At 71.4% G+C, this 19021-nt stretch carries 20 protein-coding genes and 1 pseudogene; 14 read left to right on the top strand and 7 right to left on the bottom strand.

Annotated elements, in window-relative coordinates; translation table 11 throughout:
• Nucleotides 1–33 precede the first annotated feature (33 nt).
• Nucleotides 34–1329: an acetyl-CoA C-acetyltransferase gene (locus IG90_RS0102900; RefSeq protein ID WP_030576952.1), complete on the top strand. Its 1296-nt coding sequence runs from the start codon at nucleotides 34–36 to the stop codon at nucleotides 1327–1329.
• Nucleotides 1330–1446: 117 nt separating this feature from the next.
• A complete protein-coding gene (locus tag IG90_RS0102895; protein WP_030576950.1) occupies nucleotides 1447–3372 on the top strand; it encodes an AMP-dependent synthetase/ligase in 1926 nt (641 codons plus the stop codon).
• 28 nt (nucleotides 3373–3400) lie between these two features.
• Here the strand turns inward: IG90_RS0102895 and IG90_RS0102890 are convergent, their stop codons facing one another.
• Together IG90_RS0102890 and IG90_RS0102885 are read right to left on the bottom strand one after the other, a co-directional pair.
• Entirely contained in the window at nucleotides 3401–3847 is a 447-nt protein-coding gene (locus tag IG90_RS0102890; protein ID WP_030576948.1) for a PIN domain-containing protein, read from the bottom strand.
• Nucleotides 3844–4086 carry a type II toxin-antitoxin system Phd/YefM family antitoxin gene (locus IG90_RS0102885; protein ID WP_030576946.1) on the bottom strand — a complete coding sequence of 81 codons (243 nt, stop codon included), beginning with the start codon at nucleotides 4084–4086 and terminating at the stop codon, nucleotides 3844–3846. The genes IG90_RS0102890 and IG90_RS0102885 overlap by 4 nt, the downstream gene beginning before the upstream one ends.
• 272 nt (nucleotides 4087–4358) lie before the next feature.
• Between IG90_RS0102885 and IG90_RS0102880 the strand changes: the two genes are divergently transcribed.
• The 4 genes from IG90_RS0102880 (at nucleotide 4359) to IG90_RS0102855 (ending at nucleotide 7182) form a co-directional block, all read left to right on the top strand.
• Nucleotides 4359–5237 carry an MOSC domain-containing protein gene (locus IG90_RS0102880; protein WP_030576944.1) on the top strand — a complete coding sequence of 293 codons (879 nt, stop codon included), beginning with the start codon at nucleotides 4359–4361 and terminating at the stop codon, nucleotides 5235–5237.
• 253 nt (nucleotides 5238–5490) lie between these two features.
• Nucleotides 5491–5745 carry a DUF6332 family protein gene (locus IG90_RS0102875; RefSeq protein ID WP_030576942.1) on the top strand — a complete coding sequence of 85 codons (255 nt, stop codon included), beginning with the start codon at nucleotides 5491–5493 and terminating at the stop codon, nucleotides 5743–5745.
• A gap of 156 nt (nucleotides 5746–5901) precedes the next feature.
• Nucleotides 5902–6642, top strand: a complete 741-nt coding sequence (locus IG90_RS45475) for a DUF397 domain-containing protein (RefSeq protein ID WP_233435886.1) — start codon at nucleotides 5902–5904, stop codon at nucleotides 6640–6642.
• A 219-nt stretch (nucleotides 6643–6861) separates the two neighbouring features.
• Nucleotides 6862–7182: a MafI family immunity protein gene (locus tag IG90_RS0102855; protein ID WP_030576939.1), complete on the top strand. Its 321-nt coding sequence runs from the start codon at nucleotides 6862–6864 to the stop codon at nucleotides 7180–7182.
• 89 nt (nucleotides 7183–7271) lie between these two features.
• On the opposite strand, the gene IG90_RS0102850 is transcribed toward IG90_RS0102855, so the two are convergent.
• The 5 genes and pseudogenes from IG90_RS0102850 to IG90_RS0102830 all read right to left on the bottom strand — a co-directional run bounded on the left by IG90_RS0102850 (nucleotide 7272) and on the right by IG90_RS0102830 (nucleotide 9754).
• Nucleotides 7272–7679, bottom strand: coding sequence for a PIN domain nuclease (locus IG90_RS0102850; RefSeq protein ID WP_030576936.1), 408 nt, complete (start codon nucleotides 7677–7679; stop codon nucleotides 7272–7274).
• Nucleotides 7676–7903 (bottom strand): type II toxin-antitoxin system VapB family antitoxin, encoded by a 228-nt coding sequence (locus tag IG90_RS0102845; RefSeq protein ID WP_030576933.1) that lies wholly within the window; start codon nucleotides 7901–7903, stop codon nucleotides 7676–7678. Before IG90_RS0102845 ends, IG90_RS0102850 begins: the two co-directional genes overlap by 4 nt.
• Nucleotides 7904–7983: 80 nt before the next feature.
• Nucleotides 7984–8400, bottom strand: a pseudogene (locus tag IG90_RS0102840) (aldo/keto reductase); the annotation flags it as partial.
• Nucleotides 8401–8410: 10 nt separating this feature from the next.
• Nucleotides 8411–8800: a VOC family protein gene (locus IG90_RS0102835; protein WP_030576927.1), complete on the bottom strand. Its 390-nt coding sequence runs from the start codon at nucleotides 8798–8800 to the stop codon at nucleotides 8411–8413.
• A 144-nt stretch (nucleotides 8801–8944) separates the two neighbouring features.
• Complete coding sequence (locus IG90_RS0102830; RefSeq protein WP_030576924.1) at nucleotides 8945–9754, bottom strand: NAD-dependent epimerase/dehydratase family protein; 810 nt, start codon at nucleotides 9752–9754, stop codon at nucleotides 8945–8947.
• A gap of 267 nt (nucleotides 9755–10021) precedes the next feature.
• Between IG90_RS0102830 and IG90_RS0102825 the strand changes: the two genes are divergently transcribed.
• From IG90_RS0102825 to IG90_RS0102790, 8 genes are all read left to right on the top strand, one after another.
• Entirely contained in the window at nucleotides 10022–10678 is a 657-nt protein-coding gene (locus IG90_RS0102825; RefSeq protein ID WP_030576921.1) for a GntR family transcriptional regulator, read from the top strand.
• Between the two features lie 50 nt (nucleotides 10679–10728).
• Nucleotides 10729–11631 (top strand): dihydrodipicolinate synthase family protein, encoded by a 903-nt coding sequence (locus IG90_RS0102820; protein WP_030576919.1) that lies wholly within the window; start codon nucleotides 10729–10731, stop codon nucleotides 11629–11631.
• Entirely contained in the window at nucleotides 11628–13370 is a 1743-nt protein-coding gene (gene araD / locus IG90_RS0102815) for an L-arabinonate dehydratase (RefSeq protein WP_030576917.1), read from the top strand. Before IG90_RS0102820 ends, araD begins: the two co-directional genes overlap by 4 nt.
• 133 nt (nucleotides 13371–13503) lie before the next feature.
• Entirely contained in the window at nucleotides 13504–14436 is a 933-nt protein-coding gene (locus IG90_RS0102810; protein ID WP_030576915.1) for a carbohydrate ABC transporter permease, read from the top strand.
• Nucleotides 14433–15344 (top strand): carbohydrate ABC transporter permease, encoded by a 912-nt coding sequence (locus tag IG90_RS0102805; protein ID WP_030576913.1) that lies wholly within the window; start codon nucleotides 14433–14435, stop codon nucleotides 15342–15344. The genes IG90_RS0102810 and IG90_RS0102805 overlap by 4 nt, the downstream gene beginning before the upstream one ends.
• Nucleotides 15341–16567, top strand: a complete 1227-nt coding sequence (locus tag IG90_RS0102800; RefSeq protein WP_030576910.1) for a Gfo/Idh/MocA family protein — start codon at nucleotides 15341–15343, stop codon at nucleotides 16565–16567. The genes IG90_RS0102805 and IG90_RS0102800 overlap by 4 nt, the downstream gene beginning before the upstream one ends.
• Nucleotides 16564–17427, top strand: a complete 864-nt coding sequence (locus IG90_RS0102795; protein ID WP_030576907.1) for a DUF6807 domain-containing protein — start codon at nucleotides 16564–16566, stop codon at nucleotides 17425–17427. The genes IG90_RS0102800 and IG90_RS0102795 overlap by 4 nt, the downstream gene beginning before the upstream one ends.
• Nucleotides 17424–18971 (top strand): glycoside hydrolase family 43 protein, encoded by a 1548-nt coding sequence (locus IG90_RS0102790; RefSeq protein WP_030576905.1) that lies wholly within the window; start codon nucleotides 17424–17426, stop codon nucleotides 18969–18971. Before IG90_RS0102795 ends, IG90_RS0102790 begins: the two co-directional genes overlap by 4 nt.
• Nucleotides 18972–19021 lie beyond the last annotated feature (50 nt).

Below are 19021 nucleotides of genomic sequence, written 5' to 3'. Positions count from 1 at the left end.
CGAGATGAACGATCCCGGACCGACCGAGACGAGATGGTCACCGTGACGACGCCGCGCCCGTTGGTTCCGCTCCCCCTGCCCCAGCCGCGCCGCGTGGCGGTCATCGGCGGCAGCCGCACCCCGTTCGCCCGCTCCGACGGCCCGTACGCGACCGCCTCCAACCAGGATCTGCTGACGGCCGCGCTGGACGGCCTGGTGGAGCGGTACGGCCTGGCCGGCGACCGGGTCGGGACGTTCGTCGCGGGCGCGGTCCTCAAGCACAGCCGCGACTTCAACCTGGCGAGGGAGACCGTTCTCGGCTCCGCGCTCGACCCGCGCACCCCGGCGTACGACATCCAGCAGGCGTGCGGCACGGGCCTCCAGGCGGTGATCGCCGCCGCGAACACGATCGCGCTCGGGGCCGCCGACTCGGCGATCGCGGGCGGCTCCGACACGACCAGCGACGCCCCGCTCGGCGTCAACGACGAACTGCGCCGCATCCTGCTCGCCGCCCGCCGCGCGAAGACGGCGGGCGCCCGCCTGAGGGCCCTGGCCGCGGTCCGCCCCCGCCACCTCGTCCCGGACATCCCGCGCAACGCCGAACCCCGCACCGGCCTGTCGATGGGCGAGCACGCCGCCGTCACCGCGCGCCGCTGGGCGGTGCGCAGGGAGGACCAGGACCAACTGGCCGCGACGAGCCACCAGCGCCTGGCGGCGGCATACGAACGGGGCTTCCTGGACGACCTGGTGGTCCCCTACCGGGGCCTGGACCGCGACCAGAACCTGCGCCCGGACTCGACGGCCGGGAAACTGGCGCGCCTGAAGCCGGTGTTCGGGACCTCCGAGCCCGACCCCACGATGACGGCGGGTAATTCGACGCCGCTCACCGACGGGGCGGCGACGGTCCTGCTGGCGACGGAGGGGTGGGCCGAGGAGCGGGGCCTCGAACCGCTGGCCTACCTCTCTCTGTACGAGACGGCGGCGGTGGACTACGTGGACGGCGACGACGGCCTCCTCATGGCCCCGGCGTACGCGGTGCCGCGCCTGCTGGAGCGGGCCGGTCTCGGCATCGAGGACTTCGACCTCTACGAGATCCACGAGGCGTTCGCCTCCCAGGTGCTGGCCACCCTCGCGGCCTGGGAGAAGCAGGGCCTGGCCCCGGTGGACCGGACCCGCCTGAACGTGGCCGGCTCCTCCCTGGCCACCGGCCACCCCTTCGCCGCCACGGGCGCCCGGATCGTGGCGACGCTGGCGAAGCTCCTCGCCGAACGGGACGGCCCGGGCCGGGGACTGATCTCGGTCTGCGCGGCGGGCGGCCAGGGGGTGACGGCGATCCTGGAACGCCCCTGACCTGCTTCCTTCTCCTGCCTTGGCTGTCCCTCCTGCCTCTCCTGCTTCTTCTGCTGCCCTGCCGGACGGACGACCCGGCGAACCGACCCGCCCGACCCCCGAACCGAGGAGCCGCACGTGTCAACGCCACCTTCCGCCGCCGCAACCGCGCCTGCCGCATCCCCGCCCGTCCTGGTCGAACCGACGAAGAAGCGCGGCCCCGACGGCAGGGTCCAGGAGGTTTCCGTACCGAAGTTCGCGCCGACCGTGGAGCGCGGCTCGCTGGCCGAGATCCCGTTCGACAACGCCCGGGAGGCCCCGGGCGAGGCGGTCCTCAGCCGGAAGGACGCCGAGGGCGTCTGGCAGGACGTGAGCGCCGCCGAGTTCGCCGCCGAGGTACTGGCGGTCGCCAAGGGCCTGATGGCGGAGGGCCTGCGGGCGGGGGACCGGGTCGCGATCATGGCCCGGACGACGTACGAGTGGACGCTGCTGGACTTCGCGTCCTGGGCGGCCGGGCTGGTGACGGTCCCCATCTACCCCACCTCCTCCGCCTTCCAGGCCCGCTGGATCCTCCAGAACTCGGGCGCGGTGGCCTGCGCGGTGGAGAGCAAGGAACAGGGCCGTCTGATCAGCCAGGAGCGCAAGCAGCTCGGCGACCTGGCGCACCTGTGGCAGTTCGACACGGGGGCGATCGGCCACCTGAAGTCGCTGGGCAAGGACATCCCGGACGCGGCGGTGGCGGCCCGCCGGGCCACGCTGGAGCCGCACAGCCCGGCCACCCTGATCTACACCTCGGGCACGACGGGCCGCCCGAAGGGCTGCGTCCTGACCCACGGCAACTTCTTCGCCGAGGTCGACAACGCGATCGAGCTTCTCCACCCGGTCTTCAAGTCGGTCTCGAAGGACCCCGCCTCCACCCTCCTCTTCCTCCCGCTCTCGCACGTCTTCGGCCGCATGGTGGCGATCGGCTGCATGCGGGCGAGGGTGCGCCTGGGCCACGCGCCGTCGATCCAGACCGAGGACCTCCTCGCCGACCTGGCGGGCTTCCGCCCCACCTTCCTCCTGGCCATCCCGTACGTCCTGGAGAAGGTCTACAACACGGGCCGGGCGACGGCCGAGAAGATGGGCCGGGCCTCGTCGTTCGACCGGGCGGCGCGGATCGCCCAGCGCTACGGCAAGGCGGTGGAGGCCGCCGAACACGGCACCGGACCGGGCCCCGGCCTCGGCCTGCGTGCCGCCCGCGCCCTGTACGACCCGCTGGTCTACCGCCGGATCCGGGCGGCGCTCGGCGGGCGGGTGAGGTACGTGATCTGCGGCGGCTCCCCGCTGGGCCGCCGCCTCGCCGCGTTCTACGAGGGCGCGGGCATCGGCATCTTCGAGGGCTACGGTCTCACCGAGACCACGGCCGCCCACACAGTGACCCCGCCCCTCAAACCCCGCCTGGGCACGGTCGGCTGGCCACTGCCCGGTACGTCGGTGCGCATCGCGGACGACGGCGAGGTGCTGCTCAAGGGCGGCCAGGTCTTCCGGGGCTACTGGGACGGCGAGCGGGCGGAGGTGACCCCGGCGCTCCTGCCGGACGACTGGTTCCCCACGGGCGACCTGGGTGCGCTGGACGAGGACGGCTACCTGACGATCACGGGCCGCAAGAAGGACATCATCATCACGTCGGGCGGCAAGAACGTCACCCCGGCCCCCCTGGAGGACTGGCTGCGCGCCCACCCCCTGGTCAGCCAGTGCATGGTCGTCGGCGACAACCGCTCGTTCATCACCGCCCTGATCACCCTGGAGCCGGACGGCATCCACCACTGGCGCCAGATGACCAGGAAGCAGGACATCCCGATGCGGGACCTGGTCCACGACGAGGACCTGCGCACCTCGCTCCAGAAGGCGGTGGACGAGGCGAACCGCCTGGTCTCGCGGGCCGAGTCGATCCGCAGGTTCGCGGTCCTGCCGGTGGACTTCACGGAGGAGAGCGGCCACCTGACGCCGTCGCTGAAGCTGAAGCGGGACGCGATCGCACGGGACTTCACGGGGGAGATCGAGGCGTTGTACCGGAAGTGAGGGGCCGCCTCGTTGGTGGGCGCCGTCGTCACAGGTCGTCGGGCAGCAACCTGAAAGCCTTGTGCCCGGTCAGGGGCCGGACCATACGGAAGTGACGGTACGAGGTGAAGACGACCTCGGTACGGTACGCGGCGGCAAGGGCGACGTTCATCGCGTCCGCCAGCCCGATGCCCTTGCCGCCGTCCGCGTCCACGTAGCCCTCCGCGACGGCGATCGCCGCACTCAGGTGCGCTCCGACGGGAGGGATCTCGAACCGGCGGGTGGCCACGTTGCGCTCGATGAACCGCGCGGCCGTCAGGGCCTTGTCGGCCCCTGCCTTCGTGGTGATGAGGTAGTTCAGCTCGGCCAGGACGAACGGGGAGATGATCAGGTGGCTGATCGTTCCCAGCGCCTTCTTGTGCGCTTCGTGCCCGGTGAGCCTCGGGTCGAGAAGCCGGTAGAGGGCGTTGGTGTCGGCGACGGCGATCAGGTTCACGAGCCCATCCCCCTGAGCGTGTCCTCGATCTCCTCGTCGGTGAGGTCAGGCAGGCCCAGGTCGGGCAGGTGTATGGCGCCCATGGGGTCGGTGGGATAGGGAGGAACGTCGTCGTCGCCGATAGGCACGACGCGCGCGACAGCTGCGCCGTTCTTGGTGACGGTGATGGTCTCGCCGCGCGCTGCCGCAGCAAGAATCTGTGAGGATCGCTGGTTGAACTCGCGGGCAGTGGTCTCCATGTACTACATGGTACTACTACGGTATGCGGTGGTATGCGCTGCTGCACGGTAGTACGCGGTGGAACAGACCGCTACGCGGTAGTTACGGTGGTCTCCGACTGTGCGGATGCCTGGCGGCTGCCCCGTGGGCGGCGCGGGCCGCCTGGTGGTGGGGCGCGTCGCGGTATGGCGCGAAACCCGTCGAGCGTGATCGCGCGGCCTGGCACCCTGGCTGTACGGGCCCGACGGCGGAAGTTCCGGGGGGCAGGGGACCTCAAGAAGGAGCGGGCCGGATGGCGACCGTCGTCGATCTGATCACCTACCCCGTCAAGGGCTGCGCGGGAACGCCCGTGGACAGTACGCACCTCACCCCTGCGGGTCTCGCGCACGACCGCGCTTTCATGGTCGTCAGCGTCGACGGGGCCTACCGCACCCAGCGCCGCGACCCCCGCCTGGCCCTGGTCCGGCCCAGCGTCAGCGCCGACGGCAGCAGGCTCACGCTGGCGACGGCGGAGGCGGAGGGTGGTGACGGCGTGGCAGGCGTGGTGCACGTCGATGTCACCACCTCCGCGCCCCGGCGCGACGTCGACCTGTTCGGCGTGACGTACCGGGGGATCGACCAGGGCGAGGAGGCCGCCTCGTGGCTCTCGGACTTCCTCGGCGCTCCGAGCCGGCTGGTCCGCGTACCGCCGGAGCACGACCGGAGAACCGATGGTCTGACCCCCGGCACCTCCGGCTATGCCGACAGCAGCGCCGTCCACCTGCTCTCCCGCGCCTCCCTCGCCCGCCTGCACACGCGGATGGCCGAGCGCGGCGCCCCGCCCCTGCCCATGGACCGCTTCCGCCCGAACATCGTCGTCGACAGCCACCCCGAGGGACGCGGAGGTGAAGACTGGGCGGCGGAACCCCACGCCGAGGACCGTATCCGCCGCATGACCATCGGTGCGGCCGAACTGGGCTACGCCAAGCTGGCCGTGCGCTGCGCGGTCACCCTGGTCGACCAGGAGGCCGGGGCCCGGGGCGGCCCGGAGCCGCTGCGGACGCTCGCGGGCTACCGGCGTTTCTCGGCAGGCGGGGTGGTGTTCGGGGCGAAGTTCTCCGTGGTGCGGCCGGGCAAGCTGTCGGTGGGCGACGAGGTGACCGTGGAGGAGTGGGGCGACGCCGAACGCTGACGCCCCGGGCCCGGCCGCGTCGCCCGAGGTTGACCGCGGAACCGTCATGGCCCCACCGCACGTGTCGGCACGTTCCGGTGAATACGCGGCCGAGTTGCTCGTCCAGGGCGGCGAGAACGGCCAGCTCCGGCGTGCCCTCCGTATCGATGTGCTCAGGGGTACTGCGGCCGCGCTTGACGGGGCCGGGGACCCGGGGAGCAACTCCTTGCGCTGCCTGAGTCGGGGGGCCGGTGACTATGCGACGCTTGCCCCCATGGACATGGGGCGTGAATCGCGCTGGGAAAAGGACGCGCTGACCGTTGAGATCGTGTTCGCGTTGGTGAGCGGAGTCCTGCTCGCACTGTTGGTATTCGGCGCCGTGATGCTCCCGGCGCTGGTGTGGGATCTGCCTCAGCGGGTGAACAGCACCCTGCAGGTGACCGGTGGAGTAGTGGCACTGATCTGCGCTGCTTGGAGAATGGTCCGCGTACTCAGGCGCCATGACGAATACCGTCGAGCCGGTCGATGATCAGCCCTGAGCCGAGAGGCTGAGGCGGTGGCTGGCCCACGCCGACGTGATGCTTCCGGGACTGCCGTACAGCAAGCGGCCGTTCGGAACTGGAATGCCCGAATCAGGCGTCGCGCGGTACGGGCGTCGATCGAGCCCAGGTCCAGGAGGTCAGCGGTGTTCTCCCGTACGGATACGGAGAGGGTGCCGCCACCGGTGGCCTGCGGGAAAGCGTGGACGAGCAGGGTCTTGACGGTGGTGGCGTCGGCGGTCGTGCTCGGCTGTTCGGTGGCCTGCGGTACGGCATCGAGCAGCCGGGACAACCCTCCCCAGTACGTCTGTCTCCTCGACGAAGCGGTGCTCCGCCGAGAGGTCGGTGGACCGGCTGTCATGGTGGCTCAGCTCGACAAGATCCTGGAGGTGAACAATCCGCCGAAGCTCACCATCCAGGTGGTGCCGTTCTCCCAGGGCTGGCACGCGGGCGCTGACGGCGCCTTCAACATCTACAGCTATCCCGATCCGATGGACCTCGACGTCGTCAGCTTGGACTACCTGGATGGCGCGTTGTATCTGGAGGAAGACCAGCCCGTGGAGCGCTATCAGTTGGCCTTCGACGAACTGAGGGCGACGGCACTCGCGTCGCGGCAGTCCATGGAACTAATCTCGGTTGTGAAGCGAGAGTTCATGAACAGAGCGTTGAGGTGGACGCAGCAGATGGCGCGATACGGCCTTCCCGACAGTGCCTGGGTGAAGTCCTCATACAGCGGCGACAACGGGGGGACGTGCGTCGAGACTCAGCCGACGCCGGACGGCCTCGTCGCCGTCGGCGACAGCAAGGACCGAACCCTCGGCGCGCACACCTTCGGCCCCGAGCAGTGGCAGGCCTTCGTCGCCGCCGTTCAGGACGGTTCCCTCTAGGGGGCCTGCCGAGGTGGCGGTCCCCATGGATGAGGTCCACGTCGTCGTCGCCCACTCCGAGCGGGCGACCCTGCGCGTCGGTGACGTGTTGTAAGCCGCGCGGGTCCCGCTGCCCGAAGGTGTCCGTCCTGACGCGTCGAGCAGACCATCTCCCGGGCGGGCAATGCGCCGTCCACAATCGGCTGATGGACGGTCGGTGACACTCGCAACACTGATGTCATGACCTACGACCGTGAGGAATTGCAGGCAAGCTGGAAGCGGACCCGAGCCCATCTCGACGCAGCCCGGGCCCACCTCATGCACCGGCCGGGCATCGATCTCTCAACGACGAGGGAGTTCCTGGAGCACAACGAGCTGGGACTCGCCTTCGACTGCATGGTCCATCTCGCTGACGACCTTGATCTGCCCCTCAGTTTCTGGCAGCACATGGATCGAGCAGCTCGTGAGATGCGGCTCTACAGCGACGCGCCGAACACGCCCCACCGCAAGGCTTCCGCCTCCTGCCTTCGTCACCTCGCCGCGGCTTCCGAGCGGGAATGATCTGCGGGCTCGGTGGACCTGCGTGGTCAGAGCGCTGGGCAGCGCCCGGTGCGGCTTCCCCCGGCCGGGCGGCTGCTGTAGTCCGGCGGCTACCTCAGGTCCAGCATTCTGGTGGGCTGTCCGGTGGTGCGGGCGATGGTCTCGAAGTCGCGGTCGTAGTGGAGCAGCGTCAGACCCGACTGTTCCGCAGTGGCAGCCAGCAGCAGATCCACGGGGCCGGCGCTTCGGTGCTCTCCCTTGGAGGTGAGTTCTTCCTGTACGGTCCGGGCGCGCCGGAACACCCCGTCAGGCATGGGGCACCAGGTGTACAGCGCCAGACGCTCCCGGACCTTCTCGCGGTCCTCGGCGGAGCGGGCGGAATAGAGCAGTTCCAGTTCGGTGAGGTCACAGAGGGCGACAAGGCCTGCACTGATGCGGCGGGTCCAGTCCTCGGTGCTCTGGCGCAGGAGGATGCGGGCGAGCGCCGATGTGTCGATGAGATAGTCGGCGACGCTCACGCCGCAGGGCCCCCTCGATAGCGGCGCTTGTCGAGAAGAACGTCCATGTCCAGGCCGCCCTCCTGGGCGATGTCCTGCAGCTCGTTCAGGGCGCGCAGACGGCGGTTGCGCTCGACGACCTCGCGCAGCGCGGTGTTGATCGTTTCGCGCTTCGTCGTGGTTCCCAGCTCTATTGCGGCGGCCGCAAGCGCTTCGTCGTCCAGATCGATGACTGTTCGGCTCATGCCTCACCCTTCGATATATACACCAGTGTGTACCAATGTACATGATCGAATGTATCCAGGGGCCTCGGGCGGCAGCGGATTCAGACGCTCGCCGCGATCCCGTCCAGCCGTGCCCGCAGCTCCGGGGCGAGCACGATATCCCCCGCCGCTGTGTTCTCCTCCAGGTGGGCGACGCTGGACGTGCCCGGGATCGGGAGCATGACCGGGGAGTGGGCCAGCAGCCAGGTCAGGCAGACCTGGGTCGGGGTGGCGTCCAGCTCGGCCGCGACCGCTGCCACCTCCGCGCGGTCGCCCGCCTTGCCCCAGGCGACCGCGCGCCAGGGCAGGAACGCGATGTCCGCCGCCTCGCACGCCGCGAGGACCGGCTCGTGCTCGCGGTCGGTGAGGTTGTAGCGGTTCTGGACGCTCGCGATGTCCACGATCCTCCGGGCCTCGGCCAGTTCGGCGGTCGTCACCTCGGAGAGGCCGATCCGGGCCACCTTGCCCTCGTCGCGCATCCAGGGGGTGTCAGGGCGTTTCCGGGCCCTGGAGGATCTGGAGGTAGTTGCCCACCGGGTCCACGATCGTGGAGAAGAACCAGCCGCCCCCGACCTCCTCGACCGGACGCACCCACGTGACCCCGAGGGTGTTGAGGTGCCTCTCGGCAGCCCGTACGTCGCGCACGGTGATGTTGATCATCTGCCGGCCCGGCTCGGCCGCCTTGTCCGCGACGTCGTCCCGTTCGTCGAAGCCGATGATCGCTCCGGGGCCGAGGATCAGGAGGTGCTCCGCCCAGCGGGCGCCCAAGGGTTCCAGCGCCGCGCGGTACCAGGTGATCAGGGCGTCGGAGTCGGTGCTGCCGATGACGACCCCCAGGCCGGTGATGCCGTCGGCGTTTTCGGTCGTGGAGGCATTCATGGTGGTTCCTCGCTCGGTCGGTGGGGCGGTGGATCGGTCTGCCGGTCGCGTCGGGAGCTGGGCCGTCCCGGTCGCTCGACGCGTCCCACCACTCATGACCCGCCCCGAGCCCGGAACTCATCGGTGCCCGCGCCGGAGCACCCCTCAGTGCGGCCAGATCGGCGGGTCGGTGACGAAGTGGCCGCCGAGACGGGTGTGGGCCGGGTTGTCCGGGTCCAGTTCGCCGTGTTCGGCGATGAGTTTCGCCGCGTACGGTTCCGAGTCGTCCTGCGGTGCGTAGCCCAGGGCGCGCGCCGATGTCAGGTCCCACCACAGGCGGGTGTTGGCGGAGGAGCCGTGGACGACGGTGTGTCCGACGGCCTCGGCGGTGAGCGCGGCGTGGAAGAGGCGGGCGCCGTCGCCGGGGCTCATCCAGACCGACAGCATGCGTACCGAGGTGGGCTCCGGGAAGCAGCTCCCGATCCGTACCGAGACGGTCTCGACGCCGTGCTTGTCCCAGTAGAGCTGGGCCAGGTCCTCACCGAAGCACTTCGACAGGCCGTAGAGGGTGTCGGGGCGGTGCGGGGTGTCGACCGGGATCAGCGGATCGCCGGGGAGGGGGCGCGGTGTGTGGCCGACGGCGTGGTTGGAGGAGGCGGAGACGATGCGCCGGACGCCCTCCTCGCGGGCGGCCTCGTAGAGGTGGTAGGTGCCCTCGATGTTGGCGCGGAGGATCCTGTCGAACGTGGACTCCAGCGAGATGCCCGCCAGGTGGATGACCGCGTCGACCCCGCGCACGGCCTCGCGCAGCGCTTCCCGGTCGTTGAGGTCGGCGGTGATCGCGTCGGGTGTGCCGTCCACCGGGACCAGGTCGAACAGCCGCAGGTCGTAGCCGTACGCGGGCAGCAGCCCCCGCATCAGGGTGCCGAGGCCGCCTGCGGCGCCGGTGAGCAGGACGGTGCGGGGAGCGGTCATACGGAGATCTCCTCGGGGGCGATGCAGTGCGGCGCGGCACCGGACGGGCGGGCGTCGTGACACCCCCGGCCTTCAAGGCCGTGGACCGCATTCGCATACGTGGACAAGCTAAGAAGTCCGCGAGGTTACGTCAAGCGCCCCGTCGGGCGAAGAAGTTGTTCTGTCCGAAGCGTTGACGAAGCGTTCCGGGCGGCTCTAACTTCATCGCGTCGTACTTCGTACGTCATATATGAGACGCGATACGCGAGATGTGAGAGCCCGTCACCCATGACCTTTGCGCCCGCCCCGAACCCGTCCCGGACCCAGTACGTGCTGGAGGCCATCAAGCACGCCATCCTCACCGCGCGACTCCGACCGGGGCAGGCGCTGGTGGAGACGGAACTGGCCGCGCAGTTCGGGGTGTCCAAGACGCCCGTGCGCGAGGCGCTGAAGACGCTCGCGGGCACGGGGCTCGTGGTGATGAACCAGTACAAGGGCGTCACCGTGCGGCTCGTCGACGCGACGATGGCCCGGGAGGTGTACGACGTACGCCTGCTCCTGGAGCCGGAGGCGCTACGCCGTTCCATCCGCCGCGGCGCCTCGCTGGAGGCGGCCCAGGAAGCCCTGGAACGGGCCGACTCGGCGCTCGACCAGGCCGACAGGTCGCTGGCCAACCGGGACTTCCACCGGGCCCTGTACCTGCCCTGCGGCAACCCGCTGCTCTCCCGGATGCTCGACGAGGTCCGCGACCAGGCGGCCCTCGTCTCGACGGTGGCCTGGTCGGCCGTCCCGTCCTGGGACCGGGAGGCGGCCGAGCACCGCGAGATCCTGCGGCTCGCCCTCGCCGACGACGCGGAGGCCGCCGCCGGGGCTCTCCACCACCACATCGCCTCCTTCGTGCGCCGCGCCTTCCCCGACGACGAAGACGGGGGCGGGGCGGCGTGAACCGCCCCAAGGCCGCGCACCACCAGCACCTCGACGAAAGGCCAGTCCGCATGGACATCTTCCCGCTGAAGGCGGCCCTCGCAGACGTCGTGGCGATCCCCGTCACCCCGTTCGCCGAGGACGGGAGCATCGACGCCCCGGCGCACCGCGCCCTGGTCCGCCGGCTGTTCGACGGCGGCGTCCGCACCGTCACCCCGAACGGCAACACCGGGGAGTTCTACGCGCTCACCCCCGACGAGCGGCGCAGCGTCACCGAGCTGACCGTGGAGGAGGCCCGCGGCCGCGCCACGGTCCTGGTGGGGATCGGCCACGACCTGCCCACCGCCGTCGCCGACGCCGAGCACGCCAGGGCGGCCGGCGCCGAGATGGTGATGGTCCACCAGCCGGTCCACCCCTATGTCGCCCAGGAGGGCTGGGTCGACTACCACCGGGCGATCGCCGAGGCCGTCCCAGAGCTCGGAGTCGTCCCGTACATCCGTAACCCGCTGCTCGCCGGCGACCGGCTCGCCGCGCTCGCCGACAGCTGCCCCAACGTCATCGGCGTGAAGTACGCGGTGCCCGACGCGGCGCACTTCGGGGCGTTCGCCCGCGACGCCGGGCTGGAGCGGTTCGTCTGGGTCGCCGGCCTCGCCGAGCTGTACGCCCCCTCCTACTTCGCCACCGGCGCCACCGGGTTCACCTCGGGCCTCGTCAACGTCGCCCCCGGCGTCTCCCTCGCCATGCTGGAGGCCCTGCGGGCCGGCGACTACGGCGCGGCGATGAAGGTGTGGGAGCAGATCCGCCCCTTCGAGGAGTTCCGCGCCGAGGACCAGTCCGCCAACAACGTCACGGTCATCAAGGAGGCCCTGTCCGTGCTCGGCCTCTGCCGCCGCGAGGTACGCGCGCCGAGCAGGGTCCTTCCGGAGGGCCGCCGGGCCGAGGTCGCCGGGCAGATAGCCGGGTGGTCCCTGTGACCGACGACCGGAGAGCGGCCCCCGTCGCGCCCGAGGAGCTGCGCAGCCACCAGTGGTACGGCACCGACGGCCTGCGCTCCTTCAGCCACCGGGCCCGCACCCGCCAGCTCGGCTACCTCCCCGAGGAACACCTCGGCAAGCCGGTCATCGCGGTCCTCAACACCTGGTCCGACATCAACCCCTGCCACTCCCACCTGCGCGACCGGGCGCAGGCGGTGAAGCGGGGTGTCTGGCAGGCGGGCGGATTCCCGCTGGAGTTCCCGGTGTCCACCCTCTCGGAGACCTTCCAGAAGCCGACCCCCATGCTCTACCGCAACCTGCTGGCGATGGAGACGGAGGAGCTGCTCCGCTCGTACCCCGTCGACGGTGCCGTACTGCTGGGCGGCTGCGACAAGTCGACGCCCGCGCTGCTGATGGGCGCGGCCTCCGTGGACCTGCCGACCGTCTTCGTGCCGGCCGGGCCGATGCTGCCGGGCCACTGGCGCAACGAGGTCCTCGGCTCCGGCACGGACATGTGGAAGTACTGGGACGACCGGCGGGCCGGGCTCATCGGCGACTGCGAGATGGGCGAGCTGGAGAACGGCCTCGCCCGGTCGGCCGGCCACTGCATGACCATGGGCACCGCCTCCACGCTGACGGCCGCCGCCGAAGTGCTCGGTGTGACCATGCCGGGGGCCTCCTCCATCCCGGCCGTCGACTCCGGGCACGACCGGATGGCCGCCGCGTCCGGCCTGAGGATCGTCGAACTCGTCTGGCAGCAGACGAAGTTGTCGCACATCCTCACCGCCGACGCCTACGAGGACGCCGTCGCCACCGTCCTGGCGCTGGGCGGCTCCACCAACGCCGTCATCCACCTGACCGCCATGGCGGGGCGCTCCGGCGTCGAGCTCACGCTGGACGACTTCGACCGCATCGCCCGCACCGTGCCGGTCCTCGCCGACCTCCGGCCCGGCGGGCGGTATCTGATGGAGGACTTCCACTTCGCCGGCGGGCTGCCCGGGTTCCTGACCCGGCTCACCGACGTCCTGCACCTGGACCGGCCCACCGTCGCGCACAGCACGCTGCGCGAACAGCTCGACGGGGCGCGGGTGCACAACACCGAGGTCATCCGGGAGCGGTCCCACCCGCTGGCGGAGGAGGGCGGGGTGGCGGTGCTGCGCGGCAACCTCTGCCCCGACGGCGCGGTCATCAAGCACATCGCCGCCGAGCAGCACCTGCTGCGGCACACCGGGCCCGCCGTCGTCTTCGACGACTACCGGGAGATGCAGCGCACGATCAACGACCCGGCCCTGGCGCTCACCCCGGACCACGTCCTCGTACTGCGCAACGCCGGACCCAAGGGCGGCCCCGGCATGCCCGAGTACGGCATGCTGCCGATCCCGGACTACCTGCTGAAGCAGGGTGTACGGGACATGGTGCGGATCTCCGACGCCCGGATGAGCGGCACCAGTTACGGGGCGTGCGTCCTGCACATCGCGCCCGAGTCGTTCGTCGGCGGGCCCCTCGCCCTGGTCCGCACCGGCGACCTCATCACCCTGGACGTCGAGGCCCGCCTGCTCCACCTCGGCGTCGACGACGACGAGCTGGAGCGCCGCCGTGCCGCGTGGAGCCCGCCACCCGCCCGCTACGGGCGCGGCTACGGCGCGCTGTACCAGGACCAGATCACCCAGGCCGACACCGGATGCGACTTCGCGTTCCTGGCCCGGCAAGGAGAAGTGCCCGACCCGTACGTGGGGTGAGCCGGGCGACGAGGGCTCCGCGCGGCGGGGCGCCCGGGCCGCTCAGCGGTCATGAGAAAGCGCTTGCTGTCCTGTGCGGCAGCAAGCCCGCACATCCAGCGCATCGAGCGCGTACCGAGATCGGAGACGTGTCATGGCCCAACCCGCCGCCGTGGCCACCCCGCCGCCCAAGGCGCCCCGGCGCCGCACGGCGACACCCCGCCGCCTGCCGTATCTGCTGATCGCGCCCGCGGGCCTGCTGATGCTGGGCTTCATCGCCTACCCGGTGATCAGCGTCTTCTACTACAGCCTGCAGAACTACAACGTCACCAAGCCGTGGCGGAACGGCTTCGCCGGACTGGACAACTTCCGGCGGATCTTCACCGAGGACGACCAGTTCTGGTCGACGCTCGGCTTCAGCGCCCAGTGGGTCTTCACCCAGGTCTCCCTGCAGCTCGTGCTCGGCCTCGCGCTGGCCCTGATCGTCAACCAGACCTTCATCGGCCGGGGCATCTCCCGGGCCATGGTCTTCTCGCCCTGGGCCGTGTCCGGTGTGCTGACCAGCACCATCTGGATCCTGCTCTACAACTCCTCGACGGGCTTCAGCCGTTACCTCGCGGACGCCGGGATCGGGGAGTACGGCACCTCGGTGCTCTCGGACACCGGAACCGTCTTCTGGGCGGCCACGGTCACCGAACTCTGGCGCGGTGTGCCCTTCTTCGCCATCCTCATCCTCGCCGACCTCCAGTCCGTCTCCAAGGAGCTGTACGAGGCGGCGTCGGTCGACGGCGCGGGCAGGCTCCGGCAGTTCTTCCACATCACCCTGCCGCACCTGCGCGACGCGATCATCCTGGCCACCCTGCTGCGCGGGGTCTGGGAGTTCAACAACGTCGACCTGCTCTACACCCTCACCGGCGGCGGACCGGCCGGCGAGACCACCACGCTGCCGCTCTACGTCGCCAACACCGGCATAGAGGGCCACGACTTCGGGTACGCCTCCGCGCTCACCACCGTCGCCTTCGTGATCCTCCTCTTCTGCTCGATCGTCTATCTGCGCCTGAGCAAGTTCGGAGGCGACAACAAGTGACCGCCGTACTCACCGAGAAGAACGGCGCCGTCCGGCCGTCCGCCCGCCCCGGCGGTACGCCGCCGCCCGCGCGCCGCCGCACCGGACGGGAGCGCGCCTGGGACGACGTACCGCGCTGGCAGATCTATCTGCCGCTCGGCCTCTACCTGCTGTTCACGCTCATCCCGTTCTACTGGATGCTCCTGTTCGCCCTGCGGCCCGCCGGTTCCACCGCGCTGGTGCCCTGGCCGATGACCGGGGAGCACTTCTCCAAGGTCTGGAACGAGCGCAGCTTCGCCGTCTTCTTCCAGAACAGCATGATCGTCGGCGTCGCCACGCTGATCGCCACCACCCTGGTCGCCCTGGCCGGCGGATACGCCCTGGCCCGGTTCGACTTCAAGATCAAGGGCGCGTTCATGCTGGCGCTGCTCTGCTCGCAGTTCATTCCCGGCGCGCTGATGCTCGTGCCGCTCTTCGAGATCTTCCGGAACCTCCAGATGATCAACTCCCTGTGGAGCGTCGTCATCGCGGAGACGGTCTTCCAGCTCCCGCTGTCGATCATTTTGATCAGCGGGTTCATCAAGAACGTCCCGGTCACCCTGGAGGAGGCCGCCTGGGTCGACGGGTGCTCGCGCTTCACCGCCTTCCGCGCGGTCGTCCTGCCGCTGCTGCGCCCCGGGCTGATCGCCGTCGGCTCCTTCGCCTTCGTCCACAGCTGGAACCACTTCCTGTTCGCGCTGATGTTCCTCAGCGAACAGGACAAGCAGACGATCCCGGTCGGCCTCAACACCCTGATCGGGGCGGACAGCGTCGACCTCGGCGCGCTCGCGGCGGGCGGGGTCATCGCCGCGGTGCCCGTCGTGATCGTCTTCGCGTTCATCCAGAAGTGGCTCGTCACGGGCTTCAGCGCGGGCGCGGTGAAGGGATGAGCGACCTGACCGCCCCCGCCCCCGCCTCGACCGTTCCCGGCGGCCCGTCCGCCGCACCTCTCCCCGTCGTGCTGGCCGGCGCCCGGGGCCACGGCCGCTGGCACCTGGCCAACCTCCGCCGGCTCCAGCACCAGGGCCGGGTGCGGCTGGCCGGGATCTGCGAGCTGGAGCCGCTGACCACCGACGAACTGGCGGCCTTCGGCCTCCTCGGCGGCGACACACCCGAGCAGTCCGCCGACTTCGGGGCGCTCCTCGACTCCACCGGAGCCCGGGCCGCCGTCGTCTGCACCCCCATCCCGACCCACACCGACCTGGCCCTGACCGCCGCGTCCCGGGGCGTCCACCTCCTGCTGGAGAAGCCGCCCGCCGCGAGCTGGGCCGCCTACGCGCGGATGGCCGACGGCGTCCGGCGGGCGGGCATCGCCTGTCAGGTGGGCTTCCAGTCGTTCGGTTCGCACGCCGTGCCCGCCGTCCAGGAGCTGGTCCGCACCGGGGCGATCGGGAAGCTCACCGGGATCGGCGCCGCCGGGGCCTGGGTCCGCGACGACGCCTACTTCCGCCGGGCCCCCTGGTCCGGCCGGCGCAGGCTCGGCTCCACCGACGTGGTCGACGGCGTGCTCACCAACCCGCTGGCGCACGCCGTCGCCACCGCGCTCGAACTCGCGGACCGGGGCACGGCCGATGACGTCCTGTCCGTCGAGACCGAGCTGTACCGGGCCCACGACATCGAGGCGGACGACACCAGCTGCGTCCGCGTCACCACCACCGGCGGCCTGCCCGTCACCGTCGCCGCCACCCTCTGCGCGGCACAGGCGGGGGAGCCCTACGTGATCGTCCACGGCGACCGGGGCCGGATCACCTTCTGGTACAAGCAGGACCGCGTCCTCATCCAACGCGCCGGCCACGGCCCCGAGGAGCGCGTCCACGGCCGGACCGACCTCCTGGAGAACCTGGTCGACCACCTGGAGCACGGCACGGCGCTCCTGGTTCCGCCGGAGCGCACAGGAGCGTTCATGCGGGTCGTCGAGGCCGTACGGACGGCCCCCGATCCGGTCGCCCTGCCCGCCGAGGCCTGGGAGACCCGGTACGACACACCCGGCGGGGGTGCGCGGCGTACGGTCCACGGCATCGACGGCCTGGTCGCCGCCGGGGCCGAATCCCTCGCCCTCTACTCGGAACTGGGCGCCGCCTGGGCCCGGAGCAGCGAGGTGGCGGCCTCATGACCCGGACCGCCGCGGCCTCGTCCGCCACCCCGCCCGCGCTCCCCGAGCTCCTCGACTGCGCCGGACGCACGGTCGCCCACTACGGCTACGGGGAAGCCGCGGACGGCCGCCCCCGCCTGCACCCCGTCACCACGCTCGGCGGCCGTACCGTCACCCAGGACCGCCCCGCCGACCACCGGCACCACCTGGGCGTCTCCGTCGCCGTGCCCGACGTGGCCGGCCGCAACTTCTGGGGCGGGCGCACCTACGTCCGGGGGCAGGGGCCCACCGAACTCGACAACCACGGCGTCCAGCGCTGCCTGGGCCGGCAGCGGCACGGCCCCGGCGGGTTCGCGCAGTCGCTCGCCTGGGAGGCGGACGGCGTCGAGCTGCTGCGCGAGCACCGCACGGTGGACGCGGTAGAACTCTCCGGTGCCGCCTGGGCGTTGGACCTCTCCTTCGCGCTCACCAACCCCTCGGCGGGCGGCCTCTCCATCGGCAGCCCCGCGACCAACGGCCGCCCCGGCGCCGGCTACGGCGGCTTCTTCTGGCGTGCCCCCAAGGAGGCCGCGCCGCCGGACGTGTTCACCGCCGACCGGGAGGGCGAGGAGGCGGTGCACGGCCGGACCGCCGACTGGCTCGCCCTCGCCGGGGACGGCTGGACCCTCGTCTTCGCCGGGGCGGACGAGGAGACCCGGCGCGACCCGTGGTTCGTGCGGACGGCCGAGTACCCGGGGGTCGGCTCCTCCCTCGCGGCGGACGAACGGCTGCCCGTACCCGCCGGAGCCACCGTCGTACGGCGGATCGTCACCGTCGTCGCCGACGGCCGGCTCGACCGGGAGACCGCCGCCGGGTACGTCCGACGGGCGGTGACCTCGTGAACCGGCCCTGGACCGCCGACCTCGGGAACGGCACGTACCGCAACCCCGTGCTGAACGCCGACTGGTCCGACCCGGACGTCGTCCGCGTCGGTGAGGACCACTACCTCACCGCGTCCAGCTTCGGCCGGGCCCCGGGGCTGCCGCTCCTGCACTCCCGCGACCTGGTCAACTGGACGCTCGTCGGGCACGCCCTGGACCGCGTCGAGCCCGCCGAGGACTTCGCCCGGCCCCGCCACGACGCCGGGGTGTGGGCGCCCTCCCTGCGGCACCACGCCGGCCGGTTCTGGATCTTCTGGGGCGACCCCGACCACGGCGTCCAGCAGATCAACGCCGAACACATCGAAGGGCCGTGGAGCGCCCCGCACCTGCTCAAGCCCGGCCGCGGGTTCATCGACGCCTGCCCCCTGTGGGACGAGGAGACCGGCGAGGCCTACCTCGTCCACGCCTGGGCCAAGTCCCGCTCCGGGATCAAGAACCGCCTCACCGGGCACCGCATGAGCGCCGACGGACGCGAACTCCTCGACCCGGGCCGGACCCTGGTCGACGCCGACCGGATACCCGGCTGGTTCACCCTGGAAGGCCCCAAGCTCCACCGCCACGACGGCCACTTCTGGATCTTCGCCCCGGCCGGCGGGGTGGAGACCGGCTGGCAGGGCGCCTTCCGGTCGCGGGACTTCTTCGGCCCGTACGAGGAACGCGTCGTGCTGTCCCAGGGGCGCACCGACGTCAACGGGCCGCACCAGGGCGGCTGGGTGCGGACCGCCGCCGGCGAGGACTGGTTCCTGCACTTCCAGGCACGCGGGGCGTACGGGCGGGTCGTCCACCTCCAGCCGATGCGCTGGGACGCGGAGGGCTGGCCCGTCATCGGCGACGCGGGCGAACCCGTCGCCACGCACCCCAAACCGGCCGCCCCCGAGCAGCCGGTGACAGCGCCCGCCGTGGACGACGACTTCCCCGGCGGCGCCCACGGCAAGCAGTGGCAGTGGACGGCCAACCCCCGGCCCGATGTATGGACCAGGCCCGCCGAGCCCTCCGGTCCCTCCGCCGACGGGCTGCGGCTCGGCTGCGTACGCACGGCGGACGCGCACGACCTGCGGCTGCTGCCCAACGTCCTGGTCCAGCGACTGCCCGCCGAGGAGTTCACCGTCGAGGTGGACCTCGCGCTGCACAGCGACGAGCCGGGCGCCAAAGCGGGCCTGGCCGTGCTCGGGGACGCCTTCTGCTGGATCGGTCTGGAGGCCGGGGCGGACGGGACGCCCCGGCTCGTGCACCGGTACGCCGAGGGCGTCGCGGAGAGCGAACGCGACGCGGCGGAGGCCCGCGCCTCGCCCGGCGGGCGGGCCCGGCTGCGTATCGAGGTCACGGCCGGGGCCCGCTGCCGCTTCTCCGCCGACACGGGTGACGGCTTCCGGCCGTCGGGGCAGGTCTTCGCCGCCACCCCGTGGCGCTGGGTCGCCGCGCTCCTCGGCCTCTTCGCCACCGCGCCGGCCGGGACGGGCCCCGCCGGCACGGCGCTGTTCACCACCTTCCGCGCCACCCACTGAACCCCCCGCAGAAGCGCAGACGTGCGGAAGCGCAGACGTGCAGAACCACC

The organism is Streptomyces anulatus (assembly GCF_000721175.1).
GTDB lineage: Bacteria > Actinomycetota > Actinomycetes > Streptomycetales > Streptomycetaceae > Streptomyces > Streptomyces anulatus_C.
This window is presented reverse-complemented; position numbering and strand designations above follow the sequence as displayed.

What these genes read in the sequence shown, in the direction of transcription:
- IG90_RS0102795 (WP_030576907.1), top strand. Translation starts at nt 16,564, where the DNA reads ATGACCCGGACCGCCGCGGCCTCGTCCGCCACCCCGCCCGCGCTCCCC.
- IG90_RS0102875 (WP_030576942.1), top strand. Translation starts at nt 5,491, where the DNA reads ATGGACATGGGGCGTGAATCGCGCTGGGAAAAGGACGCGCTGACCGTT.
- IG90_RS0102900 (WP_030576952.1), top strand. Translation starts at nt 34, where the DNA reads ATGGTCACCGTGACGACGCCGCGCCCGTTGGTTCCGCTCCCCCTGCCC.
- IG90_RS0102800 (WP_030576910.1), top strand. Translation starts at nt 15,341, where the DNA reads ATGAGCGACCTGACCGCCCCCGCCCCCGCCTCGACCGTTCCCGGCGGC.
- IG90_RS0102885 (WP_030576946.1), bottom strand. Translation starts at nt 4,086, where the DNA reads ATGGAGACCACTGCCCGCGAGTTCAACCAGCGATCCTCACAGATTCTT.
- IG90_RS0102880 (WP_030576944.1), top strand. Translation starts at nt 4,359, where the DNA reads ATGGCGACCGTCGTCGATCTGATCACCTACCCCGTCAAGGGCTGCGCG.
- IG90_RS0102820 (WP_030576919.1), top strand. Translation starts at nt 10,729, where the DNA reads ATGGACATCTTCCCGCTGAAGGCGGCCCTCGCAGACGTCGTGGCGATC.
- IG90_RS0102855 (WP_030576939.1), top strand. Translation starts at nt 6,862, where the DNA reads ATGACCTACGACCGTGAGGAATTGCAGGCAAGCTGGAAGCGGACCCGA.
- IG90_RS0102845 (WP_030576933.1), bottom strand. Translation starts at nt 7,903, where the DNA reads ATGAGCCGAACAGTCATCGATCTGGACGACGAAGCGCTTGCGGCCGCC.
- IG90_RS0102830 (WP_030576924.1), bottom strand. Translation starts at nt 9,754, where the DNA reads ATGACCGCTCCCCGCACCGTCCTGCTCACCGGCGCCGCAGGCGGCCTC.
- IG90_RS0102825 (WP_030576921.1), top strand. Translation starts at nt 10,022, where the DNA reads ATGACCTTTGCGCCCGCCCCGAACCCGTCCCGGACCCAGTACGTGCTG.
- IG90_RS0102810 (WP_030576915.1), top strand. Translation starts at nt 13,504, where the DNA reads ATGGCCCAACCCGCCGCCGTGGCCACCCCGCCGCCCAAGGCGCCCCGG.
- IG90_RS0102835 (WP_030576927.1), bottom strand. Translation starts at nt 8,800, where the DNA reads ATGAATGCCTCCACGACCGAAAACGCCGACGGCATCACCGGCCTGGGG.